Source organism: Pseudomonas sp. DWP2-2, from assembly GCF_049897065.1.
GTDB lineage: Bacteria > Pseudomonadota > Gammaproteobacteria > Pseudomonadales > Pseudomonadaceae > Aquipseudomonas > Aquipseudomonas paracarnis.
Genome location: NZ_JAFCVN010000012.1, coordinates 19,939 through 33,284 on the forward strand (window position 1 = coordinate 19,939; position 13,346 = coordinate 33,284).

At 56.2% G+C, this 13,346-nt stretch carries 8 protein-coding genes; 3 read left to right on the forward strand and 5 right to left on the reverse strand.

Annotated elements, in window-relative coordinates; translation table 11 throughout:
- Window positions 1-165 precede the first annotated feature (165 nt).
- Entirely contained in the window at window positions 166-1,134 is a 969-nt protein-coding gene (locus tag ACP7CZ_RS21885; RefSeq protein ID WP_294190863.1) for a LysR family transcriptional regulator, read from the forward strand.
- Between the two features lie 210 nt (window positions 1,135-1,344).
- Window positions 1,345-2,652 (forward strand): OprO/OprP family phosphate-selective porin, encoded by a 1,308-nt coding sequence (locus ACP7CZ_RS21890; RefSeq protein WP_019438068.1) that lies wholly within the window; start codon window positions 1,345-1,347, stop codon window positions 2,650-2,652.
- A gap of 75 nt (window positions 2,653-2,727) precedes the next feature.
- Here ACP7CZ_RS21890 and ACP7CZ_RS21895 read toward each other — a convergent pair whose 3' ends face one another.
- The 5 genes from ACP7CZ_RS21895 to ACP7CZ_RS21915 all read right to left on the reverse strand — a co-directional run bounded on the left by ACP7CZ_RS21895 (window position 2,728) and on the right by ACP7CZ_RS21915 (window position 11,190).
- Window positions 2,728-4,725 carry a heavy metal translocating P-type ATPase gene (locus ACP7CZ_RS21895; protein ID WP_169912135.1) on the reverse strand — a complete coding sequence of 666 codons (1,998 nt, stop codon included), beginning with the start codon at window positions 4,723-4,725 and terminating at the stop codon, window positions 2,728-2,730.
- Window positions 4,726-4,927: 202 nt separating this feature from the next.
- Window positions 4,928-5,251, reverse strand: coding sequence for a DUF2790 domain-containing protein (locus ACP7CZ_RS21900; RefSeq protein WP_003253432.1), 324 nt, complete (start codon window positions 5,249-5,251; stop codon window positions 4,928-4,930).
- Window positions 5,252-5,413: 162 nt separating this feature from the next.
- Window positions 5,414-8,575: a CusA/CzcA family heavy metal efflux RND transporter gene (locus tag ACP7CZ_RS21905; RefSeq protein ID WP_216891571.1), complete on the reverse strand. Its 3,162-nt coding sequence runs from the start codon at window positions 8,573-8,575 to the stop codon at window positions 5,414-5,416.
- A gap of 24 nt (window positions 8,576-8,599) precedes the next feature.
- Window positions 8,600-9,850, reverse strand: coding sequence for an efflux RND transporter periplasmic adaptor subunit (locus ACP7CZ_RS21910; protein WP_169912137.1), 1,251 nt, complete (start codon window positions 9,848-9,850; stop codon window positions 8,600-8,602).
- Window positions 9,851-9,918: 68 nt separating this feature from the next.
- A complete protein-coding gene (locus ACP7CZ_RS21915; protein WP_169912138.1) occupies window positions 9,919-11,190 on the reverse strand; it encodes a TolC family protein in 1,272 nt (423 codons plus the stop codon).
- 404 nt (window positions 11,191-11,594) lie between these two features.
- Here ACP7CZ_RS21915 and ACP7CZ_RS21920 point away from each other — a divergent pair, with 404 nt between their 5' ends.
- The gene (locus ACP7CZ_RS21920; protein ID WP_009395919.1) at window positions 11,595-12,938 is read left to right on the forward strand and encodes an OprD family porin; all 1,344 of its coding nucleotides are present in this window, start codon (window positions 11,595-11,597) and stop codon (window positions 12,936-12,938) included.
- Window positions 12,939-13,346 lie beyond the last annotated feature (408 nt).

Consider the following 13,346-nt stretch of genomic DNA (forward strand, 5'->3'; position numbering starts at 1 on the left):
CGCACTAGGCTAGCACGCTACAATATCAAAGGGATTGCCTGAGGATTACGCTTTTGAAATAAAGGCCTGCCAATAACGCACGCATGACCTGTGCATTACAATGTTGTCAAGATAAGGAAATGTCAGACGACATTGAGCTAGATTCCCCGAATGAAGGGGGATCGAATGGTTACACAAAATGAAACATATACAAGCAGCGTTGTTCCTTACAGTCCTGACATATTGGATGATCTGCCAATTGATGATCAGCTGGCCGTAGAGTTTTTCGCAACAGCACGTTGTGCCAGTTTCAAACAGGCGGCCCGAGGGCTCAATGTGCCAGTGGTAGGCCTTCGCAAACGCTTGGAGAAACTGGAAGAGCACATTGGTGCTCCCGTGTTTGTCTACAAGCACAACAAGCTTGCTCTGACCCGGACAGGCGAGAGGGGCAGCCAGTACCTGTGCCAACTCTTCGGCCCTGAAGGCCTGGGCAAGTCCGGTGAAAAGGAGGTCCCGAAGCTTACCATCGCGATCACAGAGCCAGTACTGAGCGACATCGTGAACCGCGATCTAGTCGCCTACGTGCGCGATCATGCCGAAATGCAGCTGGAAATCCATTCAGAGTGCACAGCGCAGATGCTTTCTGAGTGTGAGGTCGATGTGGGTATCGCTTTCGTGAGCCCAGATGATGAGTGCGCGTTTGATCGCCATCCTACGTATAGGTTTGAACGGCTCGGCCGGATTGGGCACGCGCTGTTCATTTCCAGCCGCTACTCAAGGAGCGTCACCCTTCCAGTAGAGAGCTTGGACTTGCACAACTTCATGCTCGTTGTCCCTTGGGATGAAGAGATCTTGGCGGGCTCACGAAAGTGGGCATCGATAATGGCTGAGCATCAGGGCGGTACCACTCGGGTCAAGAGCTACAACCTATCACGAGGCCTTGTCGTTGGTGGTGCGTGTATTGGAGTACTGCCCGACTACAGCCGAAAATTGGAGAGAAATATCCTACCCGTGCCGGGTTTCTTGGACGACCTGGAGGAGAAAGATGTCTATCTTGTTATCAAATCGAAACTGATACGTAATCCGCAGGTTTTGGAAATTCGAAGATTGATCAAGAAGAGCTTCTTTGATAAGAAGGACTGGCTTGTTCGGTAACAGTTTTGTTAGGTTTAAAACTCTCCCGTTAACACTTCAGAAACACAACTGTCATATTCGCTTGCAATCTAGTCAGAGTGCTTAAAACAAAGGCATCTTGTTACAGCAGGTGACAACCGTGGCCTGCTCCCATCTGCAAGATAAATTTAGGCCGACGTAGGGCGAAATATAACGTCGGTAGCTAAGCACTTAACATACGAGAGGCAAGCAATGATCCGTTCTTCGAACATGCGGGAAAAGCTGTTGGCTGCCGCAATAATAGGCACATTTTCCTCGCAAGCATTCTCCGGAACAGTAACCACTGACGGAGCTGACATCGTTCTGAAGACCAAGGGCGGTCTTGAAGTATCGACTTCTGACAAGGAATTCAGTTTCAAACTGGGCGGCCGAGTTCAGGCCGACTACGGCCGTTTCGATGGTGTCTTCACCAAGAATGGCGATACCGCTGACGCAGGCTACTTCCGTCGCGCCTACCTTGAGCTCGGCGGCGTTCTGTACCGCGACTGGAAGTATCAGCTCAACTATGACCTGTCCCGCAACACGGGCAACGACTCCGACGGCTACTTCGACGAAGCCAGCCTGACCTACACCGGTTTCAAGCCGGTCCAACTGCGATTCGGTCGTTTCTACACCGACTTCGGTCTTGAGAAAGCCACCAGTTCGAAGTGGACCACCGCCATGGAGCGGAACCTCTCGTACGACCTGGCGGACTGGATCAACGACAACGCCGGCATGGGTGTTCAAGCCACCAGCACCATCGCTGACATGGCTTATGTCTCCGGTAGCGTTTTCAGCGAAACCAACAACAACTCGGATGGCGACAGCACCAAGCGCTACAACGTTCGTGGCGTGTTCGCACCGCTGCACAGTGATGGCAACGTCCTGCACGTCGGTGCTCAGTACGCCTACCGCGACCTCAAAAACAGTGCGGTCGATACCCGGATTCGTTCGCGTCTGGGTGTTCGCGGTGTAGATACCAATGGTGGCGGCGATGCCGGTACCAACGGCAACCGCATGCTGTTTGGCGGTGCTGCTGCACAAGATGGCCTGTGGAAGGACGATTCGGTCTGGGGTCTCGAAGGAGCCTGGGCCACCGGCCCGTTCTCGGTGCAAGCGGAATACCTTCGCCGTAAGCTGAAAGCTGACCAGGCCAACAACGACATGAAGGCCTCCGGTTACTACGCCCAGATGGCTTACACCCTGACCGGTGAGCCGCGTATCTACAAGCTTGACGGTGCCAAGTTCGACTCTATCAAGCCAGAGAATAAGGAGCTGGGTGCCTGGGAAGTCTTCTACCGCTTTGACGACATCAAGGTTGAAGACGGCAACCTGGTTACTGCAGCCGATCAGTCGAATGAGCGCAAGGCCAAGAGCCACACTGTTGGTGTGAACTGGTACGTCAACGAGGCAGTGAAAGTCAGTGCCAACTACATCAACGTCCGCACCGACAACAACGAGAATACCGTGGGCGACGACAGCGGCAATGCCATCGTGACCCGCCTGCAATACGTCTTCTAATTACTCACTAGCGGACGAAAAAATCGGGGGCGCTTTTTGCGCCCCCGATTTTTTTCGACCCAATCAAATGAGTTATCACGCGTCTTTGCGGTAGGCCAGCAGGCGCAAAGCGTTGAAGACAACCAACAAGGTGGAGCCCTCATGGATCGCAACAGCAGCACCAATGCTCAAGCCCATGATGGTGGACGGAACCAGAATGGCCACAATCCCCAAACTGACGAACAGGTTCTGGCGGATGATCGATCGCGTGTGACGGCTCAGCCCCACCGCAAATGGGAGTTGCCTGATGTCGTCAGCCATAAGCGCGATATCAGCCGTTTCCAGGGCGACATCAGATCCGGCAGCCCCCATTGCGATGCCAACGCTCGAATTGGCCATGGCAGGGGCATCATTCACGCCGTCACCCACCATGGCCACCCTGGCGCTAAGGCGCAGGTTCTTGATGGCCTTGACCTTGTCTTCCGGCATCAGGTCTCCCCACGCCTCATCTAAGCCAACTTGTTTGGCTACCGCCTCTGCAACGCGGTTGTGGTCCCCAGAAATCATGACCATGCGGTCGATGCCCATCTCTCTGAGTTTCTGGAGTGCCTCTTTGGCACCCTCTCGGGGCGTGTCCAATAGCCCGATAGCGCCCAGATCCTTATCAGCACGACGTACCACCATGGTTGTGCGGCCCGACTGACGCAGACGCTCCGCAGCCTCCAAGGCTGCCTTGCTCAGTGCGGGAATACCGTTGGTACCGAACATCTCGACCTTGCCAATCCAGACGAACTGCCCATCAAGCTCAGCACGCACGCCGCGGCCAATCATGTTGCTCATGTTCTTGGCTTGGAATCGGCGCCTTGTACCAATCATCTCTTCACCGTCACGCACAATTGCCGCAGCCAGCGGGTGGTCGCTCATCGACTCCACAGCGATGGCGACGTTTAGTAAATCCTCAATTTGCGTACCACCTACCGGTATTACATCGGTGATACGTGGGCGCCCTTCGGTCAGGGTACCGGTCTTGTCGAATGCCATGGCATTCAAGGAGCCAAGCTCTTCAAGTGGCGCACCGCCCTTGATCAGCACGCCACCACGGGCTGCCCTGGCGATGCCAGAGAGAATGGCGCTTGGTGTAGCGATCGCGAGCGCGCAGGGGCTGGCTGCAACCAGTACGGCCATCGCCCGGTAGAACGAGTCACGGAACGGCTCGTCAAGGAAAATGCCGGCAAATAGCAGCCCGACTACCAGCAGTAAAACCAACGGGACGAATATGCGTTGGAAGCGGTCCGTGAATCGCTGGGTCGGTGACTTCCTGACTTCGGCTTCACTGACCATCTTGATGACCCGCGCCAAGGTACTTTCCGTAGAGCGCCGTGTTACCTCAACCTCGATGAGCGTTTCGCCATTGATGGTGCCGGCGAAGACTTTCGAGGCTGCATCCACTGCATCTGGCTTGCTGCGTGCGAGTTCGGCATCAGCGACAGGTTGCTTGTCCACGGGGACGCTCTCACCAGTCACTGGCGCCTGGTTGATACTTGAGGAGCCTACGACTACAAAACCATCGGCCGGCAGGCGGTCATTGGGACGCACGATGACAACGTCACCGGGAACCAGCAGCTCCACGGGCATTTCCGCCGTGCCATTTGCTCTGCGTACGATCGCAGTGGCCGGTGCGAGCTTGGACAGTGCCTCAATCGCTTTCTTGGCCCGCCCCATCGCGTAGCTTTCAAGGGAATGCCCCAGACTGAACAGGAACAGCAGCAGAGCCCCCTCCGCCCAGGCGCCAATGCTCGCGGCACCGACTGCGGCGAGAAGCATCAGCGAGTCGATCTCGAAGCGTTTCTGACGGATGTTGGTAACCGCTTCCTTAGTGGTGAACCATCCACCGAACACGTAGGCCGACACATACAGAATCAGAGGCAGACGATCAATCAGGCCAAGTTTTCCTGCGAGAGCTCCGGCACCCAGGAGAGCACCACAGATCAGCGCGAAAATCAGCTCTGTGTTCATTCCAAAAATGCCGCCATGCTCATGGCTATGACCTTCATGCCCGGCTTGGTCATCAGGGCGTTCAAGCAAACTCTTCATAACTCGTCCCTTCTGGGGTCAAGGCTTCCAATTGCCCTCTGCAGTTGGGGAGCCGTCTCTGTTGGTTGGCTAAGATCTATTGCACGGTTTGCCCGAGCCCAGGCGTTAACATTTCGAAGCTATGGGGTATCGGGCGTAATAAAAAATGCCAGGCACTGCCTGGCATTTATGAATTCTCTAATTGTTCTGTTCAAATCGTTTACTACTTGTTGTTGATGCATTGCGAATACATCGAGTAACGAACAGTCTTGAGCGTGCCCTGGGAGTCCTCGAAGGTCATCAACCGTGGGTAGACCTGGCAGGTACGGGGGTCCTGCGACTGACGTACGAATTTCGCAACGTCTATCTTCATGCCATATTTGTAATCCTGAATCTCTGGCATTGGCTTGCCATTTTTCTCCGCGTACTTGGCCACTGCGGTCTGGTGTTCCTTGGTGTATTGCAGCTGCTTGCTCTCGGAGAAAGTGTTGGCCTGCGAAGCCACCGAGAAAACAACAAGTGCAGCAGCGATAATTAGCTTTTTCATAAAACCCTCTCAATTTCAAAACTTCTCGGGCGTAACCTTAGCAATGCATAGGCATCACCGGCATGACGAGAAACTTACAATTTTGAAAGGTAAGTGCATCTACTTCACTTTAAACAAAAAAGCCCACAACACGTGTTGTGGGCTTCTCTTTAGCGGAGGCTGTTAGCTAACCACTTCGGCCTCGTCGCCGTCTTCATCCTTGCGGTGTGCCCAGTGATACAGGGCAGGCAGTACCAGCAAGGTCAGTGCGGTGGAGGACAGGATCCCGCCAATCACCACCGTCGCCAATGGCCGCTGAACTTCGGCACCGGTGCCGGTGGCCAAAGCCATCGGGATGAAGCCCAGGGACGCTACCAAGGCTGTCATCAGAACAGGTCGCAGACGGGTCAATGCACCTTCATCGACTGCCTGTCTGAGCGTTCGTCCCTCCTCCCTTAGCCCGCGGATGAAGGCAATCATCACCAGGCCGTTCAGTACTGCAACGCCGGACAGTGCAATGAAGCCGACACCTGCCGAGATCGACAGTGGGATGTCCCGCAGCCACAACGCCACAACACCACCGGTGAGTGCGAATGGAATACCGGTGAAGACCAGCATGCCGTCCTTCAGGTTGTTGAACATCAGGAACAACAAGGTCATGACCAGCAGCAAGGCGACTGGAACAACGATCTGCAGGCGTTTGGCAGCCGACTGCAGCTGCTCGAACTGGCCCCCCCAAGTCGTCCAGTAGCCCGCAGGGATTTGCACCTTCTTGTCCAGCGATGCGGTCGCCTCCTCAACGAAGGACCCCAGATCGCGGCCTCGAACGTTGGCGCTGACGATAACCAGACGTTTGCCGTTCTCGCGGCTGATTTGGTTCGGGCCCAGTTGCAGGTCCAGATTGGCGACCTGGGACAGCGGGATGAAACCGATCTGATTGGCACCCTGTGCCGCATTGGCAGGTACCGGGATCAGCAAGCTGGACATACCCGCTACGTCGGTGCGAACGGTCTCTGGTAGGCGTACTACCATGTCGAACCGACGGTCGCCCTCATACAGCGTGCCGGCCTGACGGCCACCCACGGCGATAGCGATCGAGTTCTGAACATCCGCGATGTTCAGGCCGTAGCGTGCTGCTTTTTCGCGGTCAATGTTGATGGTCAGCACCGGCAGGCCGGATGTCTGCTCAACTTTCACTTCCGATGAGCCCGGGACCGCTTTGAGCGCTGCCGCGATCTTGTTGGCGGTGTTGTTGAGCACGTCCATGTCATCGCCGAAGACCTTCACAGCGACGTCACTACGCACGCCCGAAATCAGCTCGTTGAAACGCAGTTGGATTGGCTGCGACAACTCGTAGTTGCTTCCTGGAACACCCGCTGCGGCCTTCTGCACTTCAGCAATCAGCTCATCACGAGGCTTCTTCGGGTTAGGCCACTGATCCTGAGGCTTGAGCATGATGTAGGCGTCAGAGGCGTTCGGCGGCATCGGGTCAGATGCAATTTCTGCGGTACCCGAGCGTGCGAACATCCGCTCAACTTCAGGCACCTGCGCAATCACCGCTTTCTCCAGACGCTGCTGCATCTCGACAGACTGAGTGAGGCTCGTTCCAGGCACACGCATGGCCTGCATCGCAAAGTCACCCTCACTGAGGCTTGGGATGAACTCGCTACCCATACGACTTGCCAGCACACCACTGAGCACGACCAAGGCTACTGCGGCCGAGAAAGCGATGTTCCGATGTCCCAGCACCCATTGCAGAACCGGTTCATAGCGCAGTCGAGCTGTGCGCATGACCACGCCTTCCTCTTCCTTCACCTTGCCAGTGACGAACATGGCAATAGCTGCAGGAACAAAGGTAACGGACAGGACCATTGCACCCAGCAGCGCCATCACAACGGTGAAGGCCATCGGGTGGAACATTTTGCCTTCGACGCCGGTGAGGGCGAAGATCGGCAGGTACACCACCATGATGATCAGCTGACCGAAGATCAGCGGCCGGCGAGCTTCTCGCGCCGCGGCAAAGACCTCGTGGAAGCGTTCGGTTTTGGTGAGCATGCGGCCATGCTTATGCTGCGCATGAGCCAGTCGACGGATCGCGTTTTCTACAATAACCACGGCACCGTCGACGATGATGCCGAAGTCGAGTGCCCCCAAACTCATTAAGTTGGCACTGACCTTGTTGTTGAACATGCCTGTGAAAGTGAACAGCATGGACAGCGGAATCACCATCGCGGTGATCAGTGCAGCACGGATGTTGCCGAGGAACAGGAACAGAATGGCGATTACCAGGATCGCGCCTTCCACCAGGTTTTTCTTCACCGTCGCGATGGCTTTTTCAACCAGGTTGGTACGGTCGTAAACGGTCACAGCCACTACGCCCTTTGGCAGGGTGCGGTTGATGTCCGCCAGTTTGGCGGCGACAGCTTGAGATACGGTACGGCTGTTTTCACCAATCAGCATGAACACGGTACCGAGCACGACTTCGCGGCCGTTCTCAGTAGCAGCACCTGTACGGAGCTCTTTGCCGATGCTGACGTCAGCAACGCTGCTGATGCGAATCGGTGCACCGTCCACGCTGGTGATCACGATGTTGGCGATGTCTTCGATGCTGCTTACCTGACCCGGCGCACGGATGAGCAACTGCTCACCATTACGCTCGATGTAGCCGGCGCCGACGTTGGCGTTGTTACTTTCCAACGCTGCGACCAGGTCATTGAGGGTCAGCTTGTAGGTAGCCAGGCGCTTAGGATCCGGCGCAACCAGGAACTGCTTGGCATAGCCGCCGATGGTATTGATCTCGGCTACACCCGGCACGTTGCGCAGCTGAGGCTTGATGATCCAGTCCTGGATCACGCGCAGATCGGTCGGGGTGTACGGCGTACCGTCCTCTTTGACCGCGCCATCTTCGGCTTCAACGGTCCACAGGAAGATCTCGCCGAGGCCGGTAGATACCGGACCCATGACGGCCTCTACGCCTTCGGGCAGCTGTTCCTTCGCAACCTGCAGCCGCTCGTTGATCAACTGGCGGGCAAAGAAGATGTCTGTGCCATCCTTGAAGATCACGGTGACCTGAGACAGGCCAGAGCGAGACAGGGAACGGGTCTGCTGAAGGCCCGGGAGACCGGCCATGGCCGTTTCAACTGGAAACGTGATCCGTTGTTCGGTTTCCAAGGGCGAATAACCAGGCGCTGCAGTGTTGATCTGCACCTGGACGTTGGTGATATCGGGTACCGCATCGATGGGCAGCTTTTGATAGCTGTAGATACCGATACCCGCCATGATCAGAACAGCGATCATTACTACGATGCGCTGCTCGATGGCGAATCTGATGATACGTTCAAACATGAGAAATCATCCTGTCAGTTCGCATCAGTGACCGTGTTCGGCAGAAGCTTTGCCGAGCTCGGACTTGAGTGTGAAGCTGCCACTGGTTGCTACCTGGGCGCCGGCTTCAATACCGTCGATGATTTCCACGTACCCATTGTCGCGGCGACCCAGTTTTACCGGGCGGGTGTCAAAGCCATCTGGGGTGCGTACGAATACCGAGGGTTTGTCTTCAACGGTCTGCACTGCGTGCTCAGGTACCGCTACGGCAACGCGATCGGTCTGGGAAGTGACCGCAATGTTCACGAACAGGCCTGGACGCCAAGCGCCGTTGGGGTTGGTCAAGGTGACGCGGACAGTAGCTGCACGGTTTTGCTCGCCCAGCAGGCTGCCGACATAACCCACCTTCCCTTCGACCTCGACGTTCATGTCAGGCGAAGAGACTTTCACCGCACGACCAGTCGTGACCTTGCCCAGATCTGTAGGCGGTACAGCGAAGGTTGCCCAGACCTGGTTCAGGTCGGAAAGGATGAAGGCGTTGGTTGCCTCGCTGACAACTTCGCCAACGGTCAGGTGTTTCTCCACTACCACGGCGTCGAAGGGAGCTCGGAGTTCGTAACGATTGCCGCCAACGGAGTTAACCGAGGCACCGATCGCACCGACCTTCTGCTTGGCGTTGGCCAAGGAGATCTCCGCTTCTTGCAGCGCTTGGCGTGCTTGGAGGTAGTCTTGCTCTGCAGAAATCTTGTCCTGCCACAGCTGTTTTTCGCGCTCGAAGGTCACACGCGCCAGTTCGACGCGACGCTGTGCGGCCTGTTGTTCGCTGCGCAGGTCAGAGATCTGCTGGCTGGCGATTACAGCGAGGACCTGACCTTTTTTGACCGTCTCACCCAGGTTGGCTTGGACAGTCTCGACAACGCCAGGAACACGAGGAACCACGTGGGCAGTACGGTCTTCATCGAAGCGGATTTCGCCCGGGAAGCTCACGACGGTACCGAGGTCACGAGGCGCTGCAGCTTCCAGGGCAACACCGGCTGCCTTGATCTGTTCAGCGCTGAGCGTCAGCTTGCCCTCTTCTTCACCGCCCTCCTCGCTGTGGCCTTCTTCACCATGGCCCTCATCACCTTCCTCTTTGGCGGCAGATGCGGCTTTCTTTTCGTCGCCATGGCCATCGTTAGCGCCATGCTCGGCGGTACTGGCGGCCTGCTGTCCGGAACTGTTGTTCCAGGCAAGGCTGCCAAATCCGAGGGCTGCCACAGCGGCTACCGCGAGGGCGATCTTGCGTTTGTTATCCATTGCTACTCCTGCTGATCGTAGGCACCGGCTTGTTCAAGGCTGTGTGCCGAAGAAAATGTTTGGCCCGTTCAGCGAGCGCCGGCAGTTGAGCCGACTTCGCCATAAACCCTTTCCACCTGCGCACGCGCATTGGTCGCCGCTGCCAACGATTCGAGGTATTGGCCACGAGCGACGATCAAGGTGCGCTGGGCATCCAGCACTTCGATGAAGCCGAATTTGCCCATCTCGAAGCCGCGGGTTGCGGTATCTACGGCTTGTTGGGCTGACGGCAGAATGGTCTTGTCGTAGGACTCGACCTCCTGCATGGCGGTAGACCACTGGTTCAACGCGGTTTGGGTTTCGGTGCGCAGGCGCAGCTCCACAGCATTGCGCTGGTCTCGGGCCTGATCTGCACGACGAGAAGCGGAAAGAATGTTGCCCTGGTTACGATCGAACAGCGGCAAAGGCATAGACAGGCCCACAGTGTTGACTCGCTCGCGCACAGAGCGGTCGTACTGGCTACCTACGCTGACGGTAAGGTTCGGGATACGCTGAGCTTTCTCTGAACCGAGCGAGGCATCGCTCTTGTCGATCTGCACCACGGCCTGGCGCATTTCTGCGGTCTGATCGAGCTTTGCCAGCAGATCTTCAGTGCGAGGTGGCAAGCCCGGGGAGAGGGTTGGCGATTCGAGTCGATCAAACACGGTGACTGAGCTCCCGGTAATTTGAGCGAGCTGTTGGTAAGCGGTCGCTTTTTCCGTTTCGGCACGTCGAACTTGCAGCTGGGCTTCGGCCAGTTGCACTTGAGCGCGGGTCGCCTCCACTGGGGACGATTTACCTGCGCGAACACGGCCATCGACGATGCGAAGACCGCGTTCAGTCAATTCGAGAGATTGCTTGGCCAGGTCGAGACCTGTCTGGGCTCGCAACGCGGCATAAAAGGCTTGGACGACGTCTGCACGCAGGCCGTTAACGCGACGGTCTAACTCAAGCTGTGCGGCGGTCTGCCCGTATGTGGCGACGTCAACACGAGCCCCCCGCTTGCCACCCAGCTCAAGGGTCTGGCTGAGAGAGACAGTCGTCTGGCTGGTGTTACGACGGGTGTCTTCCACGTCATACGAGATTGTGGGGTTGGGGATAAGCCCGGCCTGCTTGCGAGCACCATCAGCGATCCCAATCTCTTGCCTGGCAGCGGCCAGGTCTGGGTTGGCATCCATGGCCGTCGAAAGCGCCTGAGGCAAGCTGATGCTTTGGGCAAGGGCTGCAGGAGCCATCAACCCAGAGATGACTGCACAGAGTGCAGCGATCTTCCAGGGCGAGACGGGGGTCTTGGGTAAGACATTGCGGTTATACCGGGGCACTTTGATGGTCCTCGTGCACAAACTTCGATAAAGCTTGGCGAGAACGCCGAAACAGCTGCCAAGCCCCACTTGATTAGGTGATGGCACTCTAATGAGCGGTAGCTATCAGAGGGGTGGCTAGAAAATTACAATTTCGTAAGAAAGCTTTGTAATGCCCGTAAATACTGGGAAACCCAGCCCGACACGATGATTTCGATACAAGCAACGGAGATGGCAAACACGCGGTGCGAAGGCGCCGAACAACAGGTAGATGACGAAATTGTAATTGTCCTATCACCCTCCCGTTATCTTCGGCCTGCAAATATTAGCTCGCGCTACGCTAGGCGCGCCGCCGGGTCAGAACAATTAACGACACCCGCGCCGGTAAACATAATAAAAACTGCCGTGAATCAAAGGAGCATCGGATGAAAATCAAAGTACCACTGTATTTGGCGGCAGTTTCTGCGCTGTCTGGAAGCTATGCTATTTCGGCACAGGCTGAAGACAAACCAGAAGGCTTCATTGAAGGCAGCAGCCTTACAGTGTTGAACCGTAACTTCTACTTCAACCGTGATAACCGCGACAGCACCGCCCCCACTTACAACAGTGGCAAGGGCAACACCAATGGCTACTCCGAAGCCTGGGCGCACGCGATCATCAGCAAATTCAACTCTGGGTTTACCCAGGGAACAGTTGGCTTTGGCGTTGATGCCTTCGCCATGATCGGCCTCAAGCTCGACACCGGTGATGGGCGCAACGGCGGCCGTAGCTCTTTCGACGTGCTACCCGTTGATAACAAGGGCGAAGCTCGCGACGAATACACCAAGGTCGGCGGCGCAGCCAAAGTCCGCTTGTTCGATACCATCGTGAAAGTGGGTGATGTTTTCCCATCGACCCCGGTGGTTGCATCCGGCGACTCTCGCCTGCTGCCAGAAAGCTTCCGCGGCGTGACCGTTGAGAACACCAGCATCCAGGGCCTCACCCTGCAGGGTGGTCGACTGCACGCCATGAGCCAGCCAGTCTCCAGTGACCTGAACGACAACTTCGTGACCTTTTACGGCGGCCCGGTCAACTCGCCATGGATCGGTTACGGTGGTGGTGACTACTCGATCAACGACAACTGGACTGTGAGCGTCTACGCCAGCCAGCTGAAAGACGTCTGGAATCAGTACTACGCCGGCACCAGCGTGGTTTACCCGCTGAGCGACGATCTGGCGCTGATCGGTGGCTTCAACTACTACAAAGCCGTAGATGAAGGTAAGAAGCGCCTGGGTGAATTCGACAACAATATCTGGAGTGCCAAGGTCGGTGTGCGTTACGGTGCCCACACCCTGGCCCTGTCGCATCAGCGCAACAACGGCGACGACGATTTCGACTACCTGCGTCAGTCGGACTCGATTTTCGTCGACAACTCCATCCAGTACAGCGATTTCAACTCGCCGAAAGAGCGTTCCTGGATGCTGCGCTATGACCTGAACTTCACCAGCTACGGCATTCCAGGCCTGACGTTCATGACCCGCTACGCCAGAGGCTCGGGCGCGGATTACTCGAACGCTAACCAGTTCTACATGCGCACCGACGACAACGGCAACCCGCTCGACAATCAGAAGCGTTGGGAGCGTGACGTCGAAGTCAAATACGTTGTCCAAACCGGTCCGGCAAAAGATCTGTCCTTCCGGTTGCGCCAGGCAACCACGCGTGCCACTGCTTTCGAATCGGATCTGGATGAAACTCGTGTAATCATCGAGTACCCGCTTTCGATTCTGTAATTCGCTAACTGGGCCAGTTATCCATTGGCTGGTCCTGTTAGTAAAACGAGCATTACGCATTCACCTTGAGTGGCTTAAGTGCTCCTTTGGTAAAAGGTGGATATTTGGCGCCCATTGGGCGCCTTTTTTTTGCCTAGAATTCAAGTAGGCGTTCGATTGTACGCATCGCATGCCGGTGAAGTTCATGACTACACCAATGACCAGTCTCTTCAATGTGAGCGACCTCGCCGTCATCTGAGCGGAACGAAGCCAGCACAAAGAATAAAATAACCCAATACTTCATAAGGTCAAATCACCTGCTGGAGAGAGGGCCCGCAACTGTCAAACCCAAACCGCGACAAGATATACCGCCAGACTATCAACTGTATTACCTAGAAATTACAAATCCGTCATTTGAGCCCCGGCACG

Bases quoted from the DNA above. Each gene is read 5' to 3' on its own strand.
- ACP7CZ_RS21890 (WP_019438068.1), top strand. From the start codon at position 1,345: ATGATCCGTTCTTCGAACATGCGGGAAAAGCTGTTGGCTGCCGCAATA.
- ACP7CZ_RS21910 (WP_169912137.1), bottom strand. From the start codon at position 9,850: ATGGATAACAAACGCAAGATCGCCCTCGCGGTAGCCGCTGTGGCAGCC.
- ACP7CZ_RS21900 (WP_003253432.1), bottom strand. From the start codon at position 5,251: ATGAAAAAGCTAATTATCGCTGCTGCACTTGTTGTTTTCTCGGTGGCT.
- ACP7CZ_RS21920 (WP_009395919.1), top strand. From the start codon at position 11,595: ATGAAAATCAAAGTACCACTGTATTTGGCGGCAGTTTCTGCGCTGTCT.
- ACP7CZ_RS21885 (WP_294190863.1), top strand. From the start codon at position 166: ATGGTTACACAAAATGAAACATATACAAGCAGCGTTGTTCCTTACAGT.
- ACP7CZ_RS21905 (WP_216891571.1), bottom strand. From the start codon at position 8,575: ATGTTTGAACGTATCATCAGATTCGCCATCGAGCAGCGCATCGTAGTA.
- ACP7CZ_RS21895 (WP_169912135.1), bottom strand. From the start codon at position 4,725: ATGAAGAGTTTGCTTGAACGCCCTGATGACCAAGCCGGGCATGAAGGT.